Source organism: Nonomuraea ceibae, assembly GCF_019396325.1.
GTDB lineage: Bacteria > Actinomycetota > Actinomycetes > Streptosporangiales > Streptosporangiaceae > Nonomuraea > Nonomuraea ceibae.
Genome location: NZ_JAHKRO010000007.1, coordinates 147075 through 173202, shown reverse-complemented (window position 1 = coordinate 173202; position 26128 = coordinate 147075). Strand labels below are relative to the sequence as shown.

At 71.2% G+C, this 26128-nt stretch carries 22 protein-coding genes; 10 read left to right on the top strand and 12 right to left on the bottom strand.

Features of this window, described 5'->3' with window-relative positions; all coding sequences use genetic code 11:
- Positions 1–530 (top strand): NAD(P)-dependent oxidoreductase (locus KME80_RS07725; RefSeq protein WP_219501927.1); only part of this gene is annotated, 530 nt, incomplete at its 5' end.
- 118 nt (positions 531–648) lie between these two features.
- Here KME80_RS07725 and KME80_RS07720 read toward each other — a convergent pair.
- The 4 genes from KME80_RS07720 to KME80_RS07705 form a co-directional block, all read right to left on the bottom strand.
- On the bottom strand, positions 649–2061 hold the full coding sequence (locus tag KME80_RS07720) for a non-reducing end alpha-L-arabinofuranosidase family hydrolase (protein WP_219501968.1): 1413 nt from the start codon (positions 2059–2061) through the stop codon (positions 649–651).
- Positions 2062–2117: 56 nt separating this feature from the next.
- Positions 2118–4124, bottom strand: a complete 2007-nt coding sequence (locus KME80_RS07715; RefSeq protein ID WP_219501924.1) for an RICIN domain-containing protein — start codon at positions 4122–4124, stop codon at positions 2118–2120.
- The gene (locus KME80_RS07710; protein ID WP_219501914.1) at positions 4121–6850 is read right to left on the bottom strand and encodes a beta-L-arabinofuranosidase domain-containing protein; all 2730 of its coding nucleotides are present in this window, start codon (positions 6848–6850) and stop codon (positions 4121–4123) included. The genes KME80_RS07715 and KME80_RS07710 overlap by 4 nt, the downstream gene beginning before the upstream one ends.
- Before the next feature lie 338 nt (positions 6851–7188).
- Positions 7189–8655: an endo-1,4-beta-xylanase gene (locus KME80_RS07705; RefSeq protein ID WP_219501912.1), complete on the bottom strand. Its 1467-nt coding sequence runs from the start codon at positions 8653–8655 to the stop codon at positions 7189–7191.
- A 335-nt stretch (positions 8656–8990) separates the two neighbouring features.
- Between KME80_RS07705 and KME80_RS07700 the strand changes: the two genes are divergently transcribed.
- Complete coding sequence (locus KME80_RS07700) at positions 8991–10295, top strand: extracellular catalytic domain type 1 short-chain-length polyhydroxyalkanoate depolymerase (RefSeq protein ID WP_219501909.1); 1305 nt, start codon at positions 8991–8993, stop codon at positions 10293–10295.
- Positions 10296–10313: 18 nt separating this feature from the next.
- Here KME80_RS07700 and KME80_RS07695 read toward each other — a convergent pair whose 3' ends face one another.
- A complete protein-coding gene (locus tag KME80_RS07695; RefSeq protein ID WP_219501907.1) occupies positions 10314–10853 on the bottom strand; it encodes a hypothetical protein in 540 nt (179 codons plus the stop codon).
- 192 nt (positions 10854–11045) lie between these two features.
- Between KME80_RS07695 and KME80_RS07690 the strand changes: the two genes are divergently transcribed.
- The gene (locus KME80_RS07690) at positions 11046–11600 is read left to right on the top strand and encodes a hypothetical protein (protein ID WP_219501905.1); all 555 of its coding nucleotides are present in this window, start codon (positions 11046–11048) and stop codon (positions 11598–11600) included.
- A gap of 290 nt (positions 11601–11890) precedes the next feature.
- Here KME80_RS07690 and KME80_RS07685 read toward each other — a convergent pair whose 3' ends face one another.
- Positions 11891–12394, bottom strand: a complete 504-nt coding sequence (locus tag KME80_RS07685; protein ID WP_219501903.1) for an Lrp/AsnC family transcriptional regulator — start codon at positions 12392–12394, stop codon at positions 11891–11893.
- 102 nt (positions 12395–12496) lie between these two features.
- Between KME80_RS07685 and KME80_RS07680 the strand changes: the two genes are divergently transcribed.
- A complete protein-coding gene (locus KME80_RS07680) occupies positions 12497–13480 on the top strand; it encodes a threonine ammonia-lyase (protein WP_219501900.1) in 984 nt (327 codons plus the stop codon).
- A gap of 10 nt (positions 13481–13490) precedes the next feature.
- Here KME80_RS07680 and KME80_RS07675 read toward each other — a convergent pair whose 3' ends face one another.
- A complete protein-coding gene (locus KME80_RS07675; RefSeq protein ID WP_219501898.1) occupies positions 13491–14363 on the bottom strand; it encodes an aldo/keto reductase family oxidoreductase in 873 nt (290 codons plus the stop codon).
- A gap of 142 nt (positions 14364–14505) precedes the next feature.
- Between KME80_RS07675 and KME80_RS07670 the strand changes: the two genes are divergently transcribed.
- Positions 14506–14934, top strand: a complete 429-nt coding sequence (locus KME80_RS07670) for a winged helix-turn-helix transcriptional regulator (protein ID WP_246644306.1) — start codon at positions 14506–14508, stop codon at positions 14932–14934.
- Here KME80_RS07670 and KME80_RS07665 read toward each other — a convergent pair.
- The 5 genes from KME80_RS07665 to KME80_RS07645 form a co-directional block, all read right to left on the bottom strand.
- Positions 14910–16421, bottom strand: a complete 1512-nt coding sequence (locus tag KME80_RS07665; RefSeq protein ID WP_219501894.1) for a serine hydrolase domain-containing protein — start codon at positions 16419–16421, stop codon at positions 14910–14912. The two genes, KME80_RS07670 and KME80_RS07665, sit on opposite strands and share 25 nt — an antisense overlap.
- Positions 16422–16560: 139 nt before the next feature.
- Positions 16561–17205, bottom strand: coding sequence for a response regulator transcription factor (locus KME80_RS07660; RefSeq protein WP_219501892.1), 645 nt, complete (start codon positions 17203–17205; stop codon positions 16561–16563).
- Positions 17196–18311: a sensor histidine kinase gene (locus KME80_RS07655; RefSeq protein ID WP_219501890.1), complete on the bottom strand. Its 1116-nt coding sequence runs from the start codon at positions 18309–18311 to the stop codon at positions 17196–17198. Before KME80_RS07655 ends, KME80_RS07660 begins: the two co-directional genes overlap by 10 nt.
- Positions 18312–18386: 75 nt before the next feature.
- Positions 18387–18758, bottom strand: coding sequence for an SRPBCC family protein (locus KME80_RS07650; RefSeq protein ID WP_219501888.1), 372 nt, complete (start codon positions 18756–18758; stop codon positions 18387–18389).
- A 100-nt stretch (positions 18759–18858) separates the two neighbouring features.
- Entirely contained in the window at positions 18859–20112 is a 1254-nt protein-coding gene (locus KME80_RS07645) for a glycoside hydrolase family 18 protein (RefSeq protein WP_308125650.1), read from the bottom strand.
- Between the two features lie 338 nt (positions 20113–20450).
- Between KME80_RS07645 and KME80_RS07640 the strand changes: the two genes are divergently transcribed.
- From KME80_RS07640 to KME80_RS07620, 5 genes are read left to right on the top strand one after another with little or no spacing between them, the layout of a single operon-like run.
- On the top strand, positions 20451–21893 hold the full coding sequence (locus KME80_RS07640) for an aspartate aminotransferase family protein (RefSeq protein WP_219501886.1): 1443 nt from the start codon (positions 20451–20453) through the stop codon (positions 21891–21893).
- On the top strand, positions 21875–22915 hold the full coding sequence (locus KME80_RS07635) for an NAD-dependent epimerase/dehydratase family protein (protein WP_219501884.1): 1041 nt from the start codon (positions 21875–21877) through the stop codon (positions 22913–22915). Before KME80_RS07640 ends, KME80_RS07635 begins: the two co-directional genes overlap by 19 nt.
- Before the next feature lie 20 nt (positions 22916–22935).
- A complete protein-coding gene (locus KME80_RS07630) occupies positions 22936–23904 on the top strand; it encodes a UbiA prenyltransferase family protein (protein WP_219501882.1) in 969 nt (322 codons plus the stop codon).
- Entirely contained in the window at positions 23901–25136 is a 1236-nt protein-coding gene (locus KME80_RS07625) for a glycosyltransferase family 4 protein (RefSeq protein ID WP_246644277.1), read from the top strand. Before KME80_RS07630 ends, KME80_RS07625 begins: the two co-directional genes overlap by 4 nt.
- 38 nt (positions 25137–25174) lie before the next feature.
- Complete coding sequence (locus tag KME80_RS07620; protein WP_219501879.1) at positions 25175–26083, top strand: lysylphosphatidylglycerol synthase domain-containing protein; 909 nt, start codon at positions 25175–25177, stop codon at positions 26081–26083.
- The last annotated feature ends 45 nt before the right edge of the window (positions 26084–26128 follow it).

The following is a 26128-nucleotide window of genomic DNA, read 5'->3' as shown; positions in this document are numbered from 1 at the left end:
GCCCCCCGTCCCGCTACACCGGCCCGGCGGACGACGGCGTACGCGTCGCCGCCGGGGACGTCACCGACGCGGCGGCCGTCGCCGCCCTCGCGGCCGGTCACGACCACGCGGTCAACACGACCGCGGCGCTCGGCTCCGGCACGTTCTTCACCGACGCCGCGCACGCCCTGGCCGCCGGCCTGCGCGAGGCCGGGCTGGACAGGCTCGTCACGGCCGGGCTCGCCTCGCTGCTGCACGACGCCGACGGGGTCCGGCTGCTGGACGCGCCCGCGTTCCCGGCCGAGTTCCGGCCCTTCTGCCTGGCCCACGCCGCCGGGCTGGAGGCGCTGCGGGCCGAGGCCGGCCCGCTGGACTGGGTGTACGTCAGCCCGGCCGGCGACTTCGACCACGAGGGGCGGCGCACCGGCGGCTACGAGATCCGCGACCACGGCGACCCTGCGGCGCGCATGTCGTACGCGGACTTCGCCATCGCCCTGCTGGACGAGGCCGAGAACCCGCGCCACCACCGGGTCCACCTGGCCGTGACCTGATACCCGATCACGGCCCGGCGGGCGGTGCGGTGCTCTCGCGGACGGCTCCGTGGCCACGGCGGCGGTCCAGCCAGAGGGCGAGGGCGGGCCCGGACCGTGCCGGGCCCGCCGGATCGGCTCAGCGCTGCAGGGTCAGCAGGCCGGGCCGGTAGGGCAGCAGGCCGTAGTCGCCGCCGGAGTTCGGGCTGCGCCCCTGGTAGAGGAGCTGCAGGTTGCACGGGTCGACGGTCATGGTCTGGTCGGGGCTGGTGCGGATCAGCTCGCCGTGGCTGATGTCGTTGGTCCAGGTGGCGCCGCTGTTGGCCTTGCCGGCGAACGGGTTGGCCTCGGTGGCGGCCTGCGGCGTCCACGAGCCGCCCAGGCTGGTGGCCGTGAACGAGCGGAAGTAGCGCCCCTGCGCGCCGATCGCCTCGACGATCATCAGGTAGCGGTTCTGGCCCTGGAGCTTGTACACCTGGACGGCCTCGAACAGGTTGTTCGTCGTGTCGCTCATGATGACGGTCGAGTTCGTGCCGAAGCTGCCCGGGAAGTTCCCGATGGGCATGCTGGCCCGGTAGATCTTGCCGTTGTCCCCGGCGAAGAACAGGTACATGTTCGTGCCGTCACCGATGAGCGTCTGGTCGATGGGGCCGGTCCCGGAGCCGCTGATGCTGCCGGAGAAGAGCACCTGCTGCGCCGACCAGCCGTTCGGGTTCGCCGGGTCGTTCGACGTCCGGTACGAGAACGCGGTCCCGCCCCACTGGTAGGCGAGCACCCACACGTTCTTCGGGGCGAAGTAGAAGAGGGTGGGCGCGACCGTCGAGGCGGACATCGCGTTCTGGCTGGCCGAGGCCATCTCGGACCAGTTGCCGAAGAGGCCGAAGTTCATCGAGCCCCACCGGGTGCCCGTGTCGTGCGTGGTCGCGTAGACGAGGTGCCTGCCGTTGTAGGGGGCGACGGTGAAGTCCTTGAGCGAGACCCAGCCGGCCTTCGGCGTCGCCAGCGGGCCGGTCGAGCTCCACCGGTACGTCGACGGAAGGTCGCACGGTCCCGGGTTGCCGCCGCCGTCGACGCGGACGAGCTGCCATTGCTGGTTGGCGCCGCCCCAGTCGTCGTACTGGACGATGTTGGCGCCGTCGGCGGTGGAGGCTCCTTGGACTTCGAGGGCTTTGCCGCTGTGGCGGGAGATGAGGCGGATGTGCCCGTCGGGGCTGTCGGCCAGGCGCCATTGCTGGTTGGTGCCGTTGTGGTCGGTCCATTGGACGATGGCGGCGCTGTTGGCGGTGGACCAGTTGTAGACGTCCAGGACCTTGCCGGAGTGGCGGGACTTGAGCCGGTAGTAGCCGCCGCCTGAGTCGACGAACTGCCATTGCTGCTGGTTCTGGTCGTTGCGCGCCCATTGGGTGATGCGGCCGCCGTCGGCCGTGGAGAGGTTGTACACGTCCAGCGCCTTGCCGCTGTTGCGGTTGACGAGCACGTACCAGGCATTGGTGTCGACCGTCGCCGCATGGGCGGCCTGGGTCTGCAGGGCGGCGAACAGGCTCGCCAGCATGACGGCGACCGTCGCCAGGACGGTCAGGAATCTGCGTTTCACGGCTGTGCCTTTCGTCAGGGGGTGGTGAGGTCGAAGCGGCGCACGGTCACCGCGCCGCCGAGGGACTGCGTGGCGTAGTTGAAGATCCCGAAGCGGTAGCCCATGAAGAACTGCCAGGCGTTGTTCAGCGTGAAGGCCGGGCCGAGGCTCGTGAACGTGCTGCCGTCGGTGCTGTAGGAGAAGCGGGCCTGCCTGCCGGAGCCCGGCCGGATGTCGGCGCTGACCCGCAGCCAGATCCGGCCGCTCGGAACGGCCGCGCTCGCCGCCTCGGCGCCCGTGCCGGTGGTCTGCCACGAGCTGTTCATGGTCAGCCCGTCGGTCATCACGACCCGGCTGACGCCGTTGTCGCGTTTGACGCCGATCCACGCCGACCGGTCGCGCAGCATGGCCAGTCCGGCGCGGTCGCCGTTCGCCATCTGCGTGTGGTCGAGCTCGATCGTCGCCGTCGACGACGGGCCCTGGATGCGGTGGGTCAGCGTGTTGCGCGCGTTGTAGAGGTCGTTCGTGACGGTCGCGGTCCGCAGCCGCAGGCCGTCACCGGTGGTGAAGCGGCTGGTGTCGGGGTTGTGGTTCCACTCCCAGCGGTGCCCGAGGGCGGGCGAGGTGAAGGCGTCCGGGCCGATCATGGGGGCCACGGTGCGGCTGGTCTGGATGTTCGGCTTCGGGTACGTGACTCCCCAGCGGCCGTCGACGGTCCGCACGGACGGCCAGTCGCCGCTCCAGGTGATCGGCGCGAGCGCGGGCATGCGCCCGCCGGGGTAGGCGTCGACGAACGCCATGTAGTACCAGTCGCCGTTCTGCGTCTGGACGAGCCCGCCCTGGTGGGGGACGCCGCCGCCGGAGATGGGGCCGGGCAGGTCGAGCAGGACCTGGCGCATCTCGTACGGGCCCCACGGCGAGGTGGAGCGGAGCACGTACTGGCCGTTGGCGGGCCGGGTCAGCCAGATGTAGTAGTAGCCGTTGCGCTTGTAGAAGCGGGCGCCCTCCAGGGTGCCGACGCTGCTCGGGGTCTGGAACACCTGCTGCGCCCGCACCTGGCCGAGCCCGTCGGGCGTGAGCTGGGCGACGCTGATGGTCCCGTTGCCGTACGCGACGTACATGGTGTCGTCGGTGTCGACCAGCAGGCCGGCGTCGTAGTAGCAGTTGTCGATCCGCGAGCGCTTGGTCCACGTGCCGTCCACGGCGGAGGCGGTGTAGACGTAGGTGCGGCCGAACTCGACGCAGCCGATCCAGTAGAAGGTGCCGGTGCTGGGCCGGTAGTTCAGGGTCGAGGCCCAGATGCCCTTCACGTACGCCCGGCCGCCGTTGAGGTCGTAGGCGCCGGAGTCGAAGTCGAGCCTCGGGACCGAGTGGCCGGCGTACTCCCAGTCGACCAGGTTGTAGGAGCGCAGGATCGGCGCGCCCGGCGAGTAGTGCATCGTCGAGGCGGAGTAGTAGTAGGCGTCGCCGACCCGGATGATGTCGCCGTCGGCGAAGTCCTGCCAGACGACCGGGTTGGTGTAGCCGCCGCCGTCGACGCGGACGAGTTGCCATTGCTGGTTGGCGCCGCCCCAGTCGTCGTACTGGACGATGTTGGCGCCGTCGGCGGTGGAGGCTCCTTGGACTTCGAGGGCTTTGCCGCTGTGGCGGGAGATGAGGCGGATGTGCCCGTCGGGGCTGTCGGCCAGGCGCCATTGCTGGTTGGTGCCGTTGTGGTCGGTCCATTGGACGATGGCGGCGCTGTTGGCGGTGGACCAGTTGTAGATGTCCAGGACCTTGCCGGAGTGGCGGGACTTGAGCCGGTAGTAGCCGCCGCCTGAGTCGACGAACTGCCATTGCTGCTGGTTCTGGTCGTTGCGCGCCCATTGGGTGATGCGGCCGCCGTCGGCCGTGGAGAGGTTGTACACGTCCAGCGCCTTGCCGCTGTTGCGGTTGACGAGCACGTACCAGGCGTTGGTGTCGACCGTGGCGGCCGACGCCTGGGGGGTCAGGAACACGCCCACGACGAGCAGGGACGACAGGATGGAGAGCACGCGCCTCACAGGAACCTCCAGAGGATGTCGTTCGCGCCGCCGTCGTCGGCGAGCACCACCTGCGCGCCCTGCGACGTGCCGGCCAGGCCGAGGACGCGGCCGCCGTTGGCGCACTGGATCCGGAACGTCACCCCCGGCCCGTGGCGCAGCCGCCAGCGGTGGTCGGCGGTGCCGTTGTCGGCCCACTGCACGACGCGCGACCCGGCGGCGGTGCCCATGTTCTCCACGCCCAGCACCTTCTGGCTGTGGGAGTTGCGCAGCCGCAGGTAGCCGCCGCTGTCGACGACCGCCGTCCACAGGTGGTCGGCGGTGCCGGTGTCACCCCACTGGACGACGAGCGCGCCGTCGGCCGTGGACATGCCGGTGACGCCCAGCACCATCCCGGTCCCCACGTTCTGGATGCGCCGCGCGCCGTTCGGTACGAACCGCCACAGGTTGTCCGGGCTGCCGTTGTCGGAGTCCTGGACCACCTGCGCGCCGTTGGCCGTCGAGCCGTTGCGGACGCCGAGCAGCTTGCCGCTGTGCGCGTTGCGGATCTTGACGGAACCGTCGCCCGCGTCGCCGACCGTCCAGCGGTGGTCGGCGGTGCCCGTGTCGCCCCACTGGAGCACCCGCGCGTCGTCGGCCGTCGACATGTTCTCGACGCCGAGCACCTTGCCGCTGTGCGCGTTGCGGAAGCGCACCGCGTTGCCGTCGGCGATCGGGACCCAGTCGTGGTCGGCGGTGCCGTTGTCCGTCCACTGGAGGGCCAGGCCGCCGTCGGCGGTGGACATGTTCTGGATGCCCAGGGCCAGCCCGCTGGCCGCGTTGATCAGCCGGAAGCTCGCCGCGCCGCTCCCGCCCGGGCCGCCGGTGTTCCAGTACACGACGTAGTTGTGGCCGTGCGCGTCGTGGAAGGGCCCCAGCCGCACCTGCGCCCCGTCGGCCGTGGCCGTGAAGGTCAGGGAGGAGGCGCTGGTCCGGGTGACCGACGACGGGGTGAGCGTGGGGGCCGACGACAGGGCGGTGTTGCCGTAGTCGCCCGACAGCACGACCGGGCCGTAGGTGACGGCCTGCACCCGGGGGTCGTCGGCGGCGGCCCTCATGATCACGCGCATCGGCAGCCGCACGGTCACGGTGTCGCCCGGGGCCCACGACCGGGTGAGGGCGGCGTAGCTGCCCGGCGTCGTGGCGATGTCCTGCCGGACCCCGTTGACGCTGACCGTCGCGCCCTGCGTCCAGCCCGGGATGCGCACGCGCATCGTCCACGAGCCGCTCACGTTGCCGGTGACCTGCAAGGACGTGGTGTCGCCGACCGGGTAGGAGGTCGTCTGGGTGACCGTGATGCCGCGCCGTGCCCAGTCGAGCGTGGAGGGCACGAACAGGTTCACGAACAGCGTGGTGCCGTCGTGGAAGTAGATCGAGTCCATCAGCTTGGTGTTGGTCTCGATCCCGGTGCCCTGGCAGCACCAGAACGAGTTGTAGTCCGTGCTCCAGGTGCCTCCGCCCCAGGCCGGGCCGACACCCCGCCGCCCGCCGGGGTTCAGCGGCGTGAAGTACGTGACGTGCCCGTGCGGGTTCGCCGGGTCCTGCTGCCCGATCAGATGGTTGAGCAGGGCGTTCTCGTAGTAGTCGAAGTAGTCGGCCCGCGTCGGCGACAGCAGCCACAGCTCCCGGGTCAGCTTGAGCATGTTGTACGTGTTGCACGCCTCCCCGGTGTCCCTGGTCAGGTGCGCGGCGATCGCGTCGGGGGCGCGGAAGTGCTCGGCCTGGCTGTTGGAGCCGTTCACGTACGTGTGCGCGCCGACGGTGATGGACCAGGCGTTGGCGGCGATGTCGCGGTAGCGGGTCGTGCCCGTCGCCTTGTACTCCCGGGCCGCGCCGATCCACTTGGGCACCTGCGTGTTGGCGTGCAGCCCGTTGAGCCGGTCCTGGCCCGAGGCCAGCGGGTCGAACACCGCCGCGTGGTCGAAGCGCCGGGCCGTGGTCAGCCAGCGGGCGTCGCCGGTCATCTGGTACAGGTCCGTGAGCACGGCGTTCATGCCGCCGAACTCGGTGCCGAGCATCGCCTGCATCTGGCTCTGGCTCAGCCGCGACGTGCGGGCGTCCACCCATCCGGCCAGCGCCAGCAGCACGGTCCTGGCCTGGGTGTTGCCGATCAGCCGCCAGGCGTCCAGCAGCCCGGCCAGCGTCTTGTGGATGCAGTAGTACGGCACGTTGCCGTTGTTCAGCGTGCGGTTCTCCACGGCGGTGATGTCCGACTCGGGGAAGCCGGACAGATAGCCGGCGGTGAACCCGGCGGCGGCGTTGTTCGCCTGGCATCGGGCCAGCTCGGCCACCATGTGGTCGGCCTTGTCCCGGCAGGTGGTGTCGCCGAGCACGGCGTAGGCCTGCGCCCAGGCCGTCAGGAAGTGGCCCTGCATGTGGGAGCGGAACGGGAAGCCGGGCGCGTCCCAGCCGCCGTTGGCCGCCGCGCCGCCGGTGGACAGCCGGTGGTTGGCCCGGAAGACGTACAGGAGCCGGTCGACGTCGACGAAGCGCAGGTAGGCCAGGGTGCGGTTCTGGTTGTCCAGCCAGCGGCCGGAGGTCAGCCGGACCTGGCCGAGGTCGAACTCGTAGGCCGAGACGCCGATGTCGGGCCTGGCCCAGGGGAGGGCGGCGGCGAGCGCGGGGGAGGCGCCGGCCGCCTGGCCGGCGACCGTGAACGCGGCGGTCGCGCCCGCGGCCTGGAGGAGCTGACGACGGCTCAAGGACATGCGGTGCTCCTTGGGGGGAGGGGGAGTGTTAGCGTTAACATTTCGCCGGCCGGATCTGCGTCGTTCTCTTCCTCGGGGTGTTGCCGGGGAGTACATACGACAGTCCGGCCCGCCGTCAACGGCGGGCCTCCCCCGGCGGCGCGGCCGATGCCGCCCGGACGGCTTCCCTGCTGCGCTTTCGCGCCGGGAGGAGATCGCGCGGCCCCGCCCGCCGCCGTGAAAGTTTCACGGCGGCGGCCTGGGGCCGGCCCGTCAACGTGCGGGAGATCGCGCGTCGACGTGCCGCCCCGGGTTCCCCTTCCCCTCCACCCCGAGGGAGGGGGAACCCGGAGGGGCGATCAGGGCGAGACGGAGCCCGCGTTGTACGTCCACTTCTGGTTGCTGCCGCCCCAGCAGGTGTAGAGCTGCAGCCCGGTCCCGTTCGCGGTGCCGTTGCCGACGGCGTCCAGGCACAGCCCGGACTGCACGCCCACGATCGAGCCGTCGGAGTTGACGCGCCACTTCTGGTTGTCGCCGCCCCAGCAGGAGTAGATCTGGATCCTGGCGCCGTTGCCCGAGCCCCCGGCGTCCAGGCACTTGTTGCCGTAGACCCGCAGCTCCCCGGCCGAGGTCCGCGTCCACTGCTGGTTGGTCTGCCCGTTGCAGTCCCACAGCTGCACCGCGGTGCCGTCGGCGCTCGAGGCGTTGGGCACGTCCACGCAGCGGCCGGAGGCGACACCCTTGAGCTGGCCCTCGTCACCGCCCGGTGGCGGCGTCGTCGTGCTGCCGCCGTTCAGCGCGTTGAGCACCGCGGTGTAGGCGGGCTTCTTGTTGCCGTTGCCGTCGAACAGCAGCGGGGTGTCGCCCGAGCGCCAGGAGTCGATGTCGCGCACGCCCCACACCGTGATGCCGACGCAGCGTGGCACGGCCAGGCAGTCCTGGGTCACGGCGGCGTACGTGGCGGCCGAGGCGCCCTGGATGTCCAGCTCGGTGATGGCCACGTCGACGCCGAGCGCCGCGAAGCTCTGCAGCGTGGTGCGGAAGTTGCTGTTGTACGGGCTGCCGCTGTTGAAGTGCGCCTGGAAGCCCACGCAGTCGATGGGCACGCCCCGCGCCTTGAAGTCCCTGACCATGTTGTAGACGCCCTGCGTCTTGGCCCAGGTCCAGTTCTCGATGTTGTAGTCGTTGTAGCAGAGCTTGGCCGCCGGGTCGGCGGTGCGCGCGGTGCGGAAGGCGACCTCGATCCAGTCGTTGCCGGTGCGCTGGAGGTTGGAGTCGCGCCGGCCGCCGGAGTTGCCGTCGGCGTAGGCCTCGTTGACCACGTCCCAGGAGTAGATCTTGCCCTTGTAGTGGGCCATGACGCCGTTGATGTGGTTGATCATCGCCTGGCGCAGCGTGCTGCCGGACAGGTTCTGCATCCACTGCGGCTGCTGCGAGTGCCAGGCCAGGGTGTGCCCGCGGACCCGCTTGCCGTTCTGGACGGCCCAGTTGTAGACGCGGTCGCCCTGGGTGAAGTTGAACTGACCCCGCTGCGGCTCGGTGGCGTCGATCTTCATCTCGTTCTCGGCCGTCACCATGTCGAACTCGCGCGCCGCGATCGAGGTGTAGGCGGCCTCGCCGAGCTTGCTCGAGGTGATGGCGGTGCCGAAATAGCGGCCGCTCTGGGCGGCGGCGGCGCCCAGCGTGCTCTCCGCGGCGCTCGCGGGCAGCGCCGACGTCAGCGCGGCGACCAGGCCGACGGCGCCGATCGCGCCGGTGATCAGCGCCCGGCGGCGCCCGCTTCGCGGTGGCCGGGCGGTGGGTGGGGAAACGGCGTTGACGCTCATTGCCTGAACCTCCATGAAGCGGATCACGAGCTGGAGATCGTCCTGGGGGCTCAGTGTGGGAAGCGTCCCGAAACTTGTCAAGATATGACTGAAAACTTTCGGCGGGGTGCTGCTGTGCCTGCCCAGGTGGTCCTGCGTTCGCGCGCCTAAAAGTTTCGCCCGGCGATGCGGCGGCGGGGCGCCGGCATGAAAGTTTCATCGTGCCGCGCGGCCCTATGGCCCGATATCGCGAGGTCGGCGCGGGGGAGGGGGTCCCGCGCCGATGCGGGCCCGCTTGACAGCGCCCGCGACTCCGTGTCTGTTAGCGCTAACACCCCCCTGAGAGAGGCGGAAGCATGGGACCAGCACCCCCCGCGAGAGCCCGTACCAGGAAGTACGCCGCTCTGGCGGCTCTGATCACCTTCCTGTCCGTGTTCCTCACGGCCCCGCCGCAGGCGGCGGCGGCCTCCCTGACCGAGGTGACCGGCTTCGGCCCCAACCCGGGCGGCCTGCGGATGTACGTCTACGTCCCCGACCGGCTGGCGCCCAGGCCGGGCGTCCTGGTGGCGATGCACGGCTGCAACGGCTGGGCCCCCGCCTTCCACCAGGGGACCGAGTTCGCCTCACTCGCGGACCGGCACGGCTTCGTCGTCATCTACCCGCAGGCCAACAAGAGCGCCAACGGCCTGTCGAACTGCTTCGACGTGTGGTCGGACGCCGCCCTGCGCCACGGCGGCGGCAGCGACCCGGTGTCGATCGTCTCCATGACGAACCACGTCCTGCAACGCTACGACGGCGACCCGCAGCGGGTGTTCGCCACCGGCTTCTCCTCCGGGGCGATGGAGACCGTCAACCTGCTCGCCACCTACCCGGACGTCTTCAAGGCGGGCGCGCCGTTCGCGGGCGTCCCGTACGGGTGCCTCGGCCCCGCCGGATGCGCCGACAGGACGCCGCAGCAGTGGAGCGACATGGTGAGGAACGCCTACCCCGGCTACACCGGGCCCCGGCCGCGCTTGATGACCTGGCACGGCACGCAGGACTCCGTCCTGCCCTACACGATGCTGCAGGAGCAGGTCGACCAGTGGACCGGAGTGCACGGGATCAGCACCACCCCCGTCACCACCGACAGCCCGCAGCCCGGCTGGACCCGGCGGGTCTTCGGCTCCGGGCAGGTCGAGGCGTACACCGTCACCGGCGCCGGCCACGACCTGCCGCACCCCGGGATGGCCGCGCACGCCGTCCGCTTCTTCGGCCTGGACGGCGGCACGCCCGGCGACGGCGCCGGGCAGATCAGGGGGACGGGCTCCGGACGCTGCCTGGACGTGCCCGGCGCCGCCACCGCCGACGGCACCGCCGTGCAGCTGTGGGACTGCAACGGCCGCGCCAACCAGCAGTGGGCCGCCACCGCCGCCGGCGAGATCAAGGTCTACGGCGCCAAGTGCCTCGACGCGGCAGGCACCGGCAACGGCGCCGCCATCCAGATCTACTCCTGCTGGGGCGGCGACAACCAGAAGTGGCGCGTCAACGCGGACGGCTCGATCGTGGGCGTGCAGTCCGGGCTGTGCCTGGACGCCGTCGGCCGGGGCACCGCCAACGGCACCCGCCTCCAGCTCTACGCCTGCCACGGCGGCGACAACCAGAAGTGGACCTGGACGAGGTGACCAGCTCAGGCGACCGGCTCAGGTGATGGTGAGCGTCGTCACCCCGTTCGCCCCGGTGAGCCCGGTGGTGAGGCACTTCAGCAGGTCCGGCTGGACGAGCGTGACGGTCTGCACGGCTGACCGGCCCTGGAACCGGCCCTGGACGACAGGGCCGGTGAACGTGGTGATCACCTGACCGGCCACGGCGGTGCTGCTCCCGGCGCCGTCGATGGCGCTGCTGTCGCCGGTGTTCCACTCGACGACCCGTACCGCCTCGAAGCCGTCGAGGAGGTCGTTGCACCCGGCGAAGATCGTGAACCGCTCCCCGTACGTCCCGCTCGTGACCTGGCCCGCGCCGTCGAGGCAGGAGCTGAAGTCGCCGCTCACCGTCACCTCGATGTCCCGCGGCGTGAAGGTCACCCCCGGGCTGTACGTGACGGTCTCGGTGCCCTGGCACTGCGCGGGCGCCGCAGCCTGGGCGGGACCGGCGGCCGGGACGGCCACGCTGAAGGCGGCGACGGCCGCGACGGCGATCAGGGCGCGCACGCCTCGGCGCGGCCGAGAGGAACGAGAGGTCACCGGGCACTCCCAAGGACGGAATCATCGGACGTACCAAGACATGACAGCTTCATCCTCGGTACGCCGCTATGCCCGCGATGGTGGCAGAATCGTACCTGGTCGACACGCTCCGTGACCTCTACTGTCCTGGGTGGGGGTCCGGGAGAACCGGCTCCCAGCGCCTGTTCCGCCTCGTCGCGAAAGGGACGCCCCATGCGCACCGGAGCCACCTCAGCCAGGACCGCGGTCTGCGGCGCCGTCCTCGCGCTGCTCTGCCCCCTGGGCATGGCGTACGCCGCACCGGCGCACGCCATCGGCCAGGACGTCCTCTGCTCGATCGACGGCACCAACACCCTGACCTTCTCGCCCAAGCTGCGCCTGACCGAGCAGAACGTGACCATGACCGGCACCGGCACCTACCCGACCTGCGTGTCCAGCGACCCGGACATCACCTCGGGCACGTCGACGATCTCCGGGCAGGGCAGCCTCGGCTGCCTGTCCGGCGCCATGCCCGCGACCGAGGTCGTGACCTGGAACACCGGCGAGACCTCGACCATCAGCTACACCGTCACGCTCAACGTGGTCGCGGGCCAGTCGGTCTTCGCCGTCGTCGGCGCCGTCACCGCGGGCAAGTTCGCCGGCGACACCGTGACCTCCGAGGGCGTCACCCTGGAGGACCCCATCACGCCGCTCCTCGACTGCCTGGCTCCCGGCTACGGCGGCAGCACCGGCGCGACCATCCTCACCCTCACCGACCTCCAGCCCTGAGCGCCGGTCCCGGCCTCACGTCCCGCCGTGGGACGCGGCCGAGAGCTCCTGCCACTCGTCCCAGGTCCTGAGCCGGTCGGCGCAGACCTGCTGGATCATCGGGTGGATGCCCACCCCGAAGATCACCCGCAGGGGCGGCCCTGGTCCACGAGCCCGACCTCACCTACCTGGCCGTACGCGACATGGGCGCCCTGCCGTACGCCCTGGTGTGGCGCACCAAGGCGGAGAGCGGCCCCATCCGCGCCCTCGCCAGGACCGTCCGCGACCTCGGCCCGCTCAGGACGGGTGACCTATGACCGCCCGTCCTGGGGAAGGGCGGGCAGGGGGAGGGTCAGGCCGGTCTTGACGGTGTCGAAGACGACCAGCGTCTCGTAGCGCTGGACGTTGTCGTCCGCCTTGAACAGGCGGTCGCCGAGCCGGCCGCAGTCGCGGGTGCTCCGCGCGGCCAGGACGACCACGTAGTCCCACGGTCCGGCGACCCGGTAGCACTGCTGGACCTGCGGGTCGGCGCGCATCCGGCCCGCGAAGGCGCGGTGGTGCTCGAACGACTCCCTGGCCAGGGTCACCAGGACCGTGGCCAGGACGGTGGGGCCGAAGAGGTGCGGGTCGAGGACGGCGACCTGCCGGGTGATGAGGCCGTCCCTGCGGTAGCGGGCGATCCGCCGCTGGACGGCGCTGGGCGAGAGCCCGACCTGTTCGCCGAGCTCGTGCAGGGTGCGCCCGGAGTCGTGCTGGAGCAGGTCCAGCAGGTGGGCGTCGATCTCGTCCAGGCGGGGCGGCGGCGGTTCGGGCATGCAAGATTATTGCGTCGCGGGGCGAGAATCCTCAATCGGTTCGATCGGGAGTTCGGCTAACGTCGGCCGGGTTCCCGAAACTACCGAGGAAGGGCGGCGCGCGTGGATCTGGACGTGGCGCGGATCGAGAAGGCCGTGCGGGTGATCGATCCGGTGTTCCTGGACACGCCGCAGTATCTCGACGAGCAGCTGTGCCGGGCGCTGGGCGGCCGGGCGGTGACCGTCAAGGTGGAGACGGCCAACCCGGTGCGCAGCTTCAAGGGCCGGGGCGCCGATCTGATGCTGAGCACCCTCGCCCCCGGCACACCGGTGGTGTGCGCCAGCTCGGGCAACTTCGGGCAGGCCGTCGCCTACGCCGGGCGGGCCCGGGGGATGCCGGTCGAGGTGTTCGTGCCCGAGACGGTCAACCCCGGCAAGCGTGAACGGATGGAAGCGTTCGGCGCCCGCGTCATCGCGGCCGGGCCCGACGGATCGTCCGCGCGGGAGGCCGCGGCCGCCTACGCCGCGGACCACCCTGACCGCTTCTACGCGCAGGACGGCTCGCAGGCGGCGATCGCCGAGGGAGCCGGGACGATCGGGGTCGAGCTGACCCGGCCCCGGCCGGGTGGCGCGGGGCGCCCGGTGTACGACGCCGTCGTGCTCCCGGTCGGCGACGGCGCGCTGATCAACGGCGTGGGACGGTGGATGAAGGAGCACGCTCCCGGCACCCGGATCGTCGGCGTCAACGCCGAGGGCGCGCCCTCGATGCTGGAGAGCCTGCGCGCCGGCCGCCCGGTCCGCGTCGAACACGCCCGCACCTTCGCCGACGGGATCGCGGTGAGCCTCCCGCTGGAAGCCTCGGTGCGGCGGGCCCGCGCCCTGGTGGACGAGATCGTCCTGGTGAGCGACGAGGCCATCGCCGCGGCCGTGGAGCTGGCGGCGCGCACGCTGGGCATCCTCCTGGAACCGGCGGGCGCGGCCGGCCTGGCCGCGATCGCCCAGGGCCTGGTCGCCGGCGACCGGCCGGCGACCGTGCTGACCGGCGCCAACCCCCGCCCCGAGCAGGTCCGGGAGCTCGCGGCCCGGCTGGCGCGCTCCTCCTGCTGAAGGGGGCCGGTCAGCGGCTGATGCCGTCCAGCTCGGCCAGGTCCTCCTCCGAGAGGGACAGGCCCGCGCCGGCGACGTTCTCGCGCAGGTGGGCCGTCGACGAGGTGCCGGGGATGAGCAGGATGTTCGGTGACCGCCGCAGCAGCCAGGCCAGCGCGACGGACACCGGCGCCGCCCCCGCGCGGGCGGCGACCGCCGAGAGCGCCGACGACTGGAGCGGGGTGAAGCCCCCGAGCGGGAAGAAGGGCACGTACGCGACGCCGTCGGCGGCGAGCCGGTCGATGAGCGCGTCGTCGCCGCGGTGGGCGAGGTTGTACATGTTCTGCACGCACACGATCGGCGCGATGCTCCGCGCCTCCGCGACCTGCTCCGCCGTGGCGTTGCTGACGCCGAGATGACGGATCAGGCCCTGCCGCTGAAGGTCGGCCAGCGTCCCGAACGCCTCGGCGAGCGAGCCGGGCCGCGGACCCTCGGCGTCGCCGAGCCGGAGGTTGACCAGGTCGAGCACGTCGAGCCCCAGGGACTCCAGGTTCTCGTGGACCTGGCGGCGCAGGTCCTCCGGCCGCCGGGCCGGAGGCCAGCCGCCCTGCTCGTCGCGGGTCGCGCCCACCTTGGTGGCGATGCGCAGCGACTCGGGATACGGGTGCAGCGCCTCGCGGATCAGCTCGTTGGTGACGCGCGGCCCGTACGCGTCGCTGGTGTCGATGTGGGTGATGCCGAGGTCGACCGCCTCGCGCAGCACGGCCAGGGCGCCGTCGCGGTCGGCGGGCGGCCCCATGACCCACGGGCCGGCCAGTTGCATGGCGCCGTACCCGAACCGGGTGACGGTCAGGTCGCCCAGGGTCCAGGTGCCGCCGGGAAGAGTGCGAGCCGGGGTGCTCATGTCATCGCCTTTCGTCATGCCATCAGGAGGTGGCGTCCGCCGCCTCCTTGCATCAGCATTGGAGAGAAGCTTCCTTTCCGGAAGTAGGCACTCTGAAGTGCGTAACTCGCCCAGCGGTGAGAGGTGCGAAGCGGTGACGACGATGAAGGCGGCCCAGAAGAGGGCCCAGGCCAAGGTGGAGTACAACGCGTTCCTGGCGGAGTGCCCCAGCCGGCGGCTGCTCGACCGGATCTCGGACAAGTGGGTCGTCCTGATCCTGTGCGCGCTGGGCGGCGACAGCGGCGCTGACGAGGGTGGTGCGGCTCCGCAGGCGATGCGTTACTCCGAGATCTCCCGTCTGCTGGCCGGGGTCAGCCAGAAGATGCTGACCCAGACGCTGCGGGCGCTGGAGCGCGACGGGCTGCTCGTCCGCACCGTGACGCCGACCGTCCCCGTCACCGTCACCTACGAGCTGACCGACCTCGGCCTCTCGCTCCACCGCATGGCGCGCGGGCTCAGGGGCTGGGCGCAGTCGCACATGGGGGAGGTCCTCGCCAACCGCGAGACCTACGACGCCCGCGCCTCTGGCTGAGCACGGCCGGGCGGCGAGCCTCCGTGGCCCGCGCCGCCCTGCCGCAGGAGTGCGCGGATGCGGGCGGCCAGGACCAGGAGCCCGGTCGCGGCGGTCAGGCCGGCCGTGGCGAGAAGGGTCGGCCAGATGTGCGACAGCAGGACGAAGGTGACGTCACGGCCGCCGGTGACCAGCTCCAGGAGGCGCGGCAGGAAGACGAACCCCGGCAACGGCAGCAGATAGGGCACCAGCCGGAGCGCCGTCCGCCACCGCGCGGCGCCGGCGCGGCGCCGCGCCCAGAGCCGCGCCCGGCGGGCCTTGACCGCCCCGGCCGCCGCGACCGACAGCGCCGCGGCGAGGGCGGTCAGGTCGGCGACGAAGGCCAGCGGCAGCGGGGCGCCCGCGCCGGACGAGCCCCGGGTCAGGGCGATCAGGTCCTCCATGACGGCCTCGACGTCGGCCTCCAGCGGCATCCGGCTGTTGGACATCAGCGCGATGCCGTACCCGGTGTCGGGCAGCAGCACCATGGTCGCCGTCGAGGTGAACGACGATCCGGGGTGCGTGATCTGCCGGGGGCCGCCGTAGGTGTCGGGATTGTCCCAGCCGAGGGCGTAGCGCCCGTCGGGCGCGCTGGGCCGGCGCAGCTCCCGCAGCCCGCGCCGGGACAGGACCGCGCTCGTCGCGTCCCGGGTGTGCAGGGCCAGCCACCGGGCGAGGTCGTCGGCCGTGGTGACGACGCCGGCCGAGCCGGCCACGAACCGGTCGGGCTCGGTGCGCGGCCACGTGAGGCCGAGGAAGCGGTTGTGCCCGTCCATGAGCCTCGGCACCGGGTCCCGCCAGTTGCCGACGGTCACGGTCGAGGTCATCCGCAACGGGGTGAACACCCGCCGGTCGAGCTGGTCGGCGAAGGGCACCCCGCTCACCACCTCCACCAGCCGCGCGGCCACCCAGTAGTTGGGGTTGTGGTAGTCGTGCCGCACGCCCGGCGCGGCGGCCAGCCGGGCGTGGCGCAGGTCCGCCACCGCCTGACGGAGTGAGTCCGGCTGAGGGAGCGTGGCCTCCGGGTACGTGGTGTCCGACATGCCGGAGCTGTGGTCGAGCAGGTGACGGACGGTGATCCGCCCGGCTCTCAGGTCGGCCAGGGCGAACTCCGGCAGATGGCGCATCACGGGATCGTCGAGGCCGAGGCGACCGGCCTCGACCAGCTGCATCACCGCCAGGGCGGTGAACGACTTCGACAGCGACGCGATCCGCATCGGCGTACGGCTCGTGACCGGCTCGCCTCGCGCGTCGTGCCCGTACCCGCCGGTGTGCAGGACGCGGCCGTCCTTGACGAGCGCCACCGCGACGCCGGGCAGGCGGGCCGGGCCGAGGTTGGCCCGCACCACGCCGGCGATCGCGGCCGGGTCCGGTCGCGGCGGCGCCGCCGAAGCGGGGGAGGCCGCCGGGCCGAGGCAGACCACGGCCGCGGCCGCACCGCTCACGAGCCGCCTGGTCAACACGTTCATACGCACTCCATAGGAAAAGGGCAGGCTTCATCGGAAAAGGGGGAGGCTCCGTCGGAAAGGGGCAGGCTCCGTCGGAAAGGGCAGGACGAGGGGACCGGCCGCGGCTCGCAGGGCCGCCCGGTCGTCGGGTCAGGAGGGGTTACTCGTTCAGGAAGCGCACGATGGCCAGGACCCGCCGGTTGTAGCCGTCGGCGTGCGCGAGGCCGAGCTTGTCGAAGATGGCGTTGGCGTGCTTCTCCACCGCGCTGCGCGAGACGTGCAGGCGGGCGGCGATCGACTCGTTGGTGTGCCCCTGCGCCATCCCGGCCAGCACCTCGTGCTCGCGCGGGGTGAGCCGGGCCAGGGCCACGGTGTCGCGGGCGCGGTTGAGCAGCCGCCGGACGACCTCCGGGTCGAACGCCGTGCCGCCGTCCGCCACCCGCCGCAGCGCCTCCAGGAAGTCGCCGACCTCGGCCACCCGGTCCTTCAGCAGGTAGCCGGCCCCGCGCGCGTCGCCGTCGAGGAGCTGGGCGGCGTAGCGGGTGTCGACGTACTGCGACAGCACCAGCACGCCGATCCCCGGATGCCGCCGCCGGACGGCGAGCGCGGCCCGCAGACCCTCGCTGGTGTACGTGGGCGGCATGCGGACGTCGGCGATGACCACCTCCGGCCGATGCTCGTCACACGCGGCGACCAGCGCCTCGCCGTCGCCGACGGCCGCCACGACCTCGTGGCCGTCCTCGCCCAGCAGCCGGGTCAGCCCCTCACGCAGCAGCGTGTTGTCCTCGGCCAGCACTACGCGCACGGCAGCTCCGCCCGCAGCGTCGTCGGCCCGCCCACGGGGCTGTCGAGCTCGAACCGGCCGTCGTGGGCCGCCACCCGCCGGGCCAGGCCCGACAGGCCGCGCCCGTCGGCCCGCGCGCCGCCGACGCCGTCGTCGGCGACCCGGACCAGCAGGACGCCGCCGGACCGGCTGATCCCGACCTCGACGCGCCCGGCCCGGCTGTGCTTGAGCGCGTTCGTCACCGCCTCGCACACCACGAAGTAGGCGGCCGTCTCCACGGCAGGCCCGGGCCGTACCGGCAGGTCGAGGTCGAGGACGATCGGCACGCTCGACCCTTCGGCCAGCGACTCCAGCGCCGCCGGCAGGCCGCCGTCGTCCAGAGCCACCGGGTAGATCCGCCAGGCCACCTCCCGCAGCTCCTCCAGCGCGCGGCGGGACTCCTCCCGCGCCTGGCGGAACAGCGGGGCCGCGGCGCCCGGGTCCCCGAGGCGCTCGGCGCGGCCGAGCAGCATGCCCAGCGCCACCAGCCGCTGCTGCACGCCGTCGTGCAGGTCCCGTTCGATCCTCCGCCGCTCGTCGTCGACGGCCTCCAGGACCTCCGTCCGCGTCCGCGACAACTGCTGGACGCGGCTGCGCAGCATCTCCCTGTCGCTGGGCGCCAGGCCCCACTCCGCCAGCCGCCGCTCCAGCGCCGCCAGGCCGACCAGCGCCTGCGCCGCCAGGAACAGGACGAGGAGCCCGAACGCCGTCCAGGTGATCGGGTCGTACCAGCTCATCGCGGCCCGCGTGCCCGAGCCTCCGGACAGCGCCCGCCGGCTCACCACCACCCAGACCCCGACCAGCACCAGCACCGCGCCGCCGAGCCCGCCCACCACGGCGTGCGCCGCCACGTACGCGAGCGAGCGTCCCCCGGCCGGCCCCGGCGGTATCGCGCCGCCCAGGCAGCGGTTGACCCGGACCCGATCGGTCTCGGCCAGCCACCGGGTGCCGCGGACCGACCACGACCGGGTCGCCGGCAGGGCCAGCATCGGCACCGCGACGACGACCCACGCCAGCTCGACCACGGCCGTCACCGCCCCGAGCACCAGCCCGGCCATGCCGCGCGCCGCCCCCCGTACCACGTCCATGCTCATGACTCTAGGGAGCCGGCCGGCGATGCCGCATTGAAGGTTTCCGCACAGCCGGCCTTCCGCCACCCGCCGTCAGTCCGTGGCCGTGGCCGCGGCCTCGCCGAGGCGGGGCAGCAGGTGCGCCCAGCCGCCGCCGGTCTCCTCCTCCAGCGGGGCGGGCAGGCCGCTGTGGCGCAGGGTGAGCGTGGTGCCGTCACCGTCGGGGGTCAGGGTGACCTCGACCCGGGAGGCGCCGGGGCCGAGGCCGGGCGCTCCCGGCGTGGGCTCCCAGCCGAAGGTGAAGACCAGCCGTTCGTACGGGACGAGCTCCACGAACTGGCCGCGCATCACCGGGCGCGGGCCCTCGTGCATCGCCACCCGCAGCGTGCCGCCGGGGCGGGCGTCCAGCTCGGCCGTCCCCCACCAGCGCGCCAGGCGGGCCGGGTCCGTGAAGAACCGCCACACCGATCGCGCAGCCGGGGGAGCGCAGGAGCCGTGGCTCCTCTCCCTGACCGCGGCCGGAAGGCGCGATCAGGGAGAGTCACAAGATCTTGGCCAAGTGCATCTAGCGCAGGACCCTGTACAAGGCGGAGGTGAGGGAGGCCTTGGCGTCGTCGCCGTCGATGGACCACATCATGTAGCCGCCCAGCTTCTTGTGCCGGATGTAGGCGGCCTTCTGCAGCATCACCGTCGGGTCGTCGTACGTCCAGAACTCGTTGCCGTCGTACAGCCACACGGCGCCGGTCCTGAGGTCGCGGTAGCGCTTGCCGGGCTTGGTGAGGATGTCCTTGTAGTCCTCGGAGCCGGCTTCCCACTTGCCGGGGGCCGCGCCGGTGGCGGGCTGGTACACGCCGTCCCGGGCGGGTCCGGCGGGGACTCCGGTCCAGCCCTTGCCGTAGGCGGGGACGCCGGCGACGAGCTTGCGGGCGGGGGCGCCGCGCTCGCGGTAGTAGGTGATGGTCTGGTCGAGGCTCTCGCGGATCTCGTTGGGGTCGCGGCGGTCGTTGAAGAGGTTGGAGTGGTGGCCGGTGATCTTGTCCCACGGGCCGTGCAGGTCGTAGCCCTGGATGGTGGCGTAGTCGAGGTTGCGGAAGATCTTTGGCACCTCGAGGCCGGCGTCGATGACGCGGGTGGCGGCGGGCAGGAACGCCGTCAGCAGGGCGGAGCGCCGGTACTCGTTGAGCTGGGACCTGAGCTCGGCGACGAAGGCGGTGAAGTTCTGCTTGTCCTCGGGGCGGACGACGTTACCGGGGGCGCCGGGGAAGCCGGGCCACTCCCAGTCGAGGTCGATGCCGTCGAAGATGCCGGCGCCCGCGCCCTCGGGCAGGCCGGGCAGGTTGCCGCGCAGCCACAGGTCGATGCAGGACTTGGCGAGCTTGCTGCGCGACTCGGGGGTGAGGACGGCGTCGGAGAAGTGCGCGGAGCCGGTCCAGCCGCCCAGTGAGATCAGGATCTTGAGCTTGGGGTACTTGGCCTTGAGCTTCTTGAACTGGTTGAGGTTGCCGTTCAGCGCCTGGCCCTCCGTGTCGGCGACGCCGTCGACGCTCTGCTCGGCGGGCACGGGCCGCTGCCAGTCGGCCCAGGGGTCGGAGGAGTAGCACTCGGCCTGCTGGTTCACGAGCCCGAAGGCGTAGTTGATGTGCGTGAGCTTGCGGGCCGCTCCGCTGGCTTCCATGTCCTTGACGTGGTAGTTGCGGCCGTAGACGCCCCACTGGATGAAGTAGGCGACTCTCTTGAAGCCGTCGCGGTGGGCTTCGGCGGGGGCTGACACCACCGTCATGCCGAGTAAGAGGGTGAGGGCGAGCAGGACCTTCTTCACGTGACGTCTCCCGAATTTATAGGAAACTTTCCTTTAAGTGGCACTGACGGTAGGACGTCGCGATCGGCCAGTCAACGGGCGGACGGCAGGCTGCTGCATGCCGGTACCGGCGGGCGCGTAAGAGGCGCCCCGGCCGCTGGAGCCGGCGTCCTCCGGTGGCGGGTCCGGGCGGGCCGGCAGCGCGGGCCCGGATGAATACCGTGCCACCCGTCTTGGGCGGAAGTTGGGCGGGATTTGAGCGCCCTCACTGTCATCCTGCGAATGCCGGTCAGGCAATAAAAGGGCGGGCCGTCACCGACGGGAACGCGGTCTTCACGCCTGCGAAAGGAAATGCCCACATGTCCAAGCTGATCACAGTCGACGAGTGTGAGCGTCTTACCGCAAAACAGGTTCACGACCTTTACCGCAAATATGTCAGCCGCAGCCAGGTGTCCCTGATGACCTCGTTCGGATTCGGCCGCGAACTGGTCGACCGGGCGGAAGGCGCGTGGATCTGGACGCGTGACGGCCGCCGCGTCCTCGACGTCACGGGCGGGGTCGGAGTTCTCAACCACGGACACAATCATCCGCGCATCCTGGCCGCTCGCCGCCGCTTCGCCGACCGGCGGCGCATGGAGGTGCACAAGACCTATTTCTCGCCCTACGTCGCCGCGCTCAGCCACAACCTCGCCCAGTTGCTGCCCGGCGACCTGAACATGTCGTTCTTCCCGAATTCCGGCGCCGAGGCCGTCGAAGGCGCGGTCAAGATGGCGTACAAATACCATGAGGGCAGAAGAGGGCAGATCCTCCACGCCGACATCAGCTTTCACGGCAAGCTGCTCGGATCCGCCGGCCTCACCGGCGGGGCGCAGAAGAATTTCGCCTTTCCCACGATCCCCGGCATCGGCAGCTTTCGCTACGACGACCTCGATTCCGTACGGGACGCGGTCCGCCGGGCCCGCCGGCCGGACGGCGGCTGCGATGTGTACGCGATTCTCATCGAGCCGTTCAGCGCGTCGACCATGCGGTTGTGCTCGGAGGAGTTCCTGCGCGGGCTGCGGGATCTCTGCACCGAAGAAGGCATCATCCTGATTTTCGACGAGATCTACACCGGATGGGGGAAGTCCGGGAGCCTGTTCTATTTCATGCGTTACCCCGATCTCGTCCCGGACATCCTCACGACGTCGAAATCGTTCGGCGGCGGGAAATCCTCGGTTTCTGCATACATCGCGAGGGAGCCGGTGTTCCGCAAGGCGTACGACAACCTCACCGACTCCCTCCTGCTCAGCACGAGCACGACGTATTACGGGTTCGGCGAGGAGAGCGTCACCGCCATCGAGGCCGTCAACATCGCCGTCGAGGACGACTATCCGAAACGGGCGAGGGACATCGAGCAGGTATTGGCGCCAGGTCTGGACCGGATCCGCAAGGAGCATGGTCATGCGGTGGCCGACGTGCGCGGCGCCGGTGCGCTGTACGGCGTCTTCCTGGACGGCGGGCCGCGCATCCTCGATCTCGTCGCCAAATTGGCGCCCAGCGGCCTGGCTCGCGACCCGAATTTCCGCGTCAAACTGATCACCTGCTCGGTCATCGACGCCTTATATCATGATCACGACGTCTACGCGTATTACACCTTGAACGGCCGGAATCCGCTCGTCGTGGCACCCCCCTTGGTGGCGGAGCCCGCGGATGTCGAATACTTCCTGGACGCCCTGGACCAGACCTTGGCCAAGGGCCTGTCGCGGCTCCTCGTCCGATTCGTACGGGAGAAGGTGGCGCCGCGATGGCCGAGCGGATCGTAGTCACCGGAAGCGCGGGAATGCTCGGCGGCGTACTGGCCCGGCATCTCGTCGGGCAGGGCCGTGACGTCGTCGGCGTGGACCTGCGCCTGTCGCCCGACCCCGGCTACGGCTGGCGGCAGCGGATCGGTGACATCCGCGACACCGCGCTGCTGACCGACGCGATGGCGGGGGCCGACGCCGTCGTGCACTGCGCCGGTGCGCTGCCGAGCTACCCGGCTGCCCAGATCCACGACGTGATCGTCCACGGCACCCGCAGTGTGCTCGAGGCCGGACGCCGCGCCGGCGTCGAGCGGGTCGTCCACATCTCGTCCACCGCCGTCTACGGGCTGCCCAAGCTGGTGCCGACCCCGGAGGATCATCCGCGCGAGCCGGTCGACCCGTACACGCGGGCCAAGAGCGCGGCGGAGGAAGTGGCCGAAGAGTACCGGGCGGACGGCATGTGCGTTCCGATCCTGCGTCCCAAGACCTTCGTCGGCCCCGGCCGGATGGGCCTGTTCGCGATGCTCTTCGAGTGGGCCGAGGAGGGGCGCAACTTCCCCGTCCTGGGCGACGGCAATACCCGCAACCAGATGCTGGCCATCGAGGATCTGGTGGAGGCCGTCGTCGGCGTGCTTTCCGCTCCGGCGGACGTGGCGGGCGACACGTACAACATCGCGGCCGCGGAGTTCGGCACGGTCCGGGAGAACTTCCAGGCGGTGCTCGACGCCGCGGGCCACGGCAAGCGGGTGGTCTCGCTCCCGGCTCGGCCGGCTCTGGCCGGACTCCGGATCCTGGAGCGGATGCGGCTCTCCCCGGTGTACGGGCGGCTGGCCCACAAACTGCTCGACGACTCCTACGTCAGCATCGACAAGGCCCGTGACCGGCTCGGCTTCCGGCCCCGGCTGTCCAACCGGGAAGCGATCCTCCGCACGTACGAGTGGTGGCAGGAGCAACGTCAGGCCAGGTCGTCCGGGAGGGCGGGCCGGACCAGCCGCGATGCCTGGCGGCAGGGCGCACTGTCACTCGCGAAGGTCTTCTTCTGAGCCTGGCCGGAGGTTGCGACATGCATGTCCTGGGATCCACCGGGGTGCCGAGGAACTCCGAGCGCCCGGACTCACCGGCAGAGCAGGCCGAGGGCGGCCGGCTGCGGTGGGTCCTGGACCTCGTCCGGCTGGCGCGGCCGCTGCACTCCGTCAAGGCGGTCTTCTTCGTCCCGCTCGCGCTCATCGACGCCTGGCCCTGGAACGTCGCGATGGCCGGCAGGATCGCGTGGGCTGTGGGCGCGTTCATGCTGGCCTCCGCCGCGGTCTACGTCGGCAACGACATCGCCGACCGGCACCGGGACGGCCGCCATGAGGTCAAATGCCACCGCCCCATCGCCTCCGGCCGGATTCCGGTGCCGGTGGGATACCTCTACTGCGCCGGACTGCTCGCCTCGCTCGGCGCGGTGCTGGCCTTCGCCCCCGTCCCGAGCTGGCCGGTGCTGGTGTACCTGGGGCTCAACGTGGCCTACAGCCTGGTTCTCAAGCACGTCCCGCTCGTGGACCTGAGCGCGGTGGGGCTGGGCTTCGTCCTCCGGGTCGTCCAGGGTTATCTGGCGGTGGGCGAACCCGTCGCGCACTGGCTCCTGGTCACGGTGCTGGCCGTGTCCGTGCTGTTCCTCCTCGGCAAGCGACGCCAGGAACTCCTGGGCGCGGGAGCCGTGCACCGGCCGGCGCTCCGCGGCTACACGGTGGAGCTGACCGGCTGGCTCATGCAGGTCACGTCGGTGTTCGCCCTCATCTCCGGCCTCATGTACCTGGGAACCGGGGCTTCGCTGAGCCGCGACCACGGCCAGACGGCGATGGCGCTGTCCGCCCCGTTCGCGCTCTTCATCGTCTTCCGCTACCTGCAGATCCAGCTGACGAGCCGGAACGACGGCGATCCGGTGCGGCACCTGCTGCGCGACCGCACCCTGCAGTGCGCCTGTGCTCTGTGGGCGGTCGCGTTCAGCGTCCTGTTCGTGCTCGGCCACCATCCCGCCGCGCCATGAACGCGCGCCACGAACTCACGCCCTGGTCGCGTCCGGGTGAGGAACCGATGCCTGCCATGAGTGCTCACGAATTCGACGTTGCGATCATCATCAACTATTACGCTCCGTACGTCAGCGGGCTGACGATCTATGCCCAGACGCTGGCGGAGGGGCTGGCCAAGCGGGGGAGCCGGGTGGCGGTCGTGGCCGTCCAGCACGACGAGTCGCTGCCGCTCCGGGAGCTCCGCGCCGGCGTCTCGATCTTCCGCAGCCCTGTCCGCACCAGAATCGGGCGGGGGCCGGTGAGCCCGCAGTTCGTGCCCCTTGTCCGGCGTGTCGCTCGCCGGTCGGCGATCGTCAACCTGCATGTGCCGATGCTCGAAGTGGCGCCGATCGCGCTGAGCGTGCGGGACCGGCCGTTGGTGATCACGCACCACACCGACCTGTGGCTGCCACCGGGAGTGGTCAACTCGGTCGCGACGAACGCGGTCAGCCGTTCCACGTGGATGGCGATGCGGTTCGCCGACGCCGTCGTACTGAACAGCTCCGATCAGGCGCGTGGCTCCAAGCTGTGGCCCATGATCAGGCGCAGGCACTGGCGCGGGATCGCGCCGCCGTGCCTGGATCGCCGGGGCGCCGAGCCGAACCATCGTGACGGGCCCGGGCTGCACATCGGATTCCTCGGCCGGATCGTGGAAGAGAAGGGGATCGAATACCTGATCCGGGCATTCCAGCTGCTCGACGACCCGGACGCCCGGCTGCTGATCGGCGGCGACTGGATCGAGGTGGCCGGCGGCGGAATCGAAGATCGGCTTCGCCCGCTCATCGGCGACGACAGCCGGGTGCGGATGCTCGGCATGCTGAGAGGAGGCCAGATCGACGACTTCTACGCGTCGATCGACGTCTTCGCCCTGCCGTCCATCTGGGAATCCTTCGGCATCGTGCAGGCCGAGGCGATGATGGCCGGCGTCCCTTCGGTCACCACGGACTTTCCTGGAGGGCGCTCGCCCGTCATGGAAACGGGGTTCGGCCGCCGGGTCCCGATGCGTGATCCGGCCGCGCTGGCCCGCGCGATCACCGAGCTCGCGGCGCTGACCCCGGCAGAGCGCGCGGAGGGCGGGCGCAGGGCCCGGGAGCTCTACGACAAGGAGAACTGCTTCAAGGCGTACGAGGAGCTGTTCGATCAGCTCGTTCCGCTCCGGGACTGCCCTTCCGTCATCGGCTCGCATCGCCGAACCACGATGGTGCGATAGCGGTGCGTTCGTCGAAGAGCGTTCTCAAGGTTCTGAGAGTGGCCGTCTACGCGGCCGTCGCCGTCTTCCTCGGCTGGCAGGTCTGGCGTGTACGACATGGCCTCGCGGACAGCCTGAGCTCCGTGGGCTGGGGCGCCGCCGCTGCCGCGGTGGGGGTCACCGTGATGGCGAATTTCCCCGGATTCTTCGGGTGGCGGCTCCTGGTGACGCGCACCTGCGGACGCCTCGCCGTTACCGACGCGGCCTGGCTGTATTTCCTCTCCGGGGTGACGATCTACCTGCCCGGGGCGATGTGGCCCACCGTCACCCAGGCCACGCTCGCCCGGCGGGTCGGAGTGCCGGCGACCAGGCTCCTCGGGGCGGGCCTGGTGATGATGATCATGACGGCGATCGGCGGGACCCTGGTCGGGCTGCTCGCCCTCCCGCAACTGGTGGCGGACAGTCCCCGATGGTGGCTGATGGTGCCGCTCGTGCTCTGCGCCTGTGTGGTCATGCTGGCGCCGCCCCTGCTGAGGCGACTGATCCGCCTGGGCCAGCGGCTACTGCGACGGGGCGAGCGTGAGATCACGCTTCCCACCGGCAGGGTCTCCCTGGCGGTGATCGCCCTGGGCGTCCTCGGATGGTGGTGCACGGGCCTGCACGCGGCGATCATCGGCATCGCCCTCGGGGTGCCCGCGGCGTCCGCCATGACGCTGGGCATCGGGGGGTTCGCGCTGAGCGCCGTCGCCGGAGGGCTGTCGTTCGCGCCCGCCGGCCTGGGAGTGCGCGAGGCCGTGCTCAGCCTCACCTTCGGCGTTCTGCTCGGCGGGCCGGACCTGGTCACCCTGCTGTTGCTGAGCCGGGCCATCACGACCCTGGGCCACGTGGTCGCGACCCTCGGCGTGCTGGGGCTGCTGGCCGGAATCCGCCGGGTGAAACCGTCAGACACCTATCGACAGGTCAGTTAGGACGCACGCTCCGATGGAACACGCACAGGCGCAAGAAGGCAATCC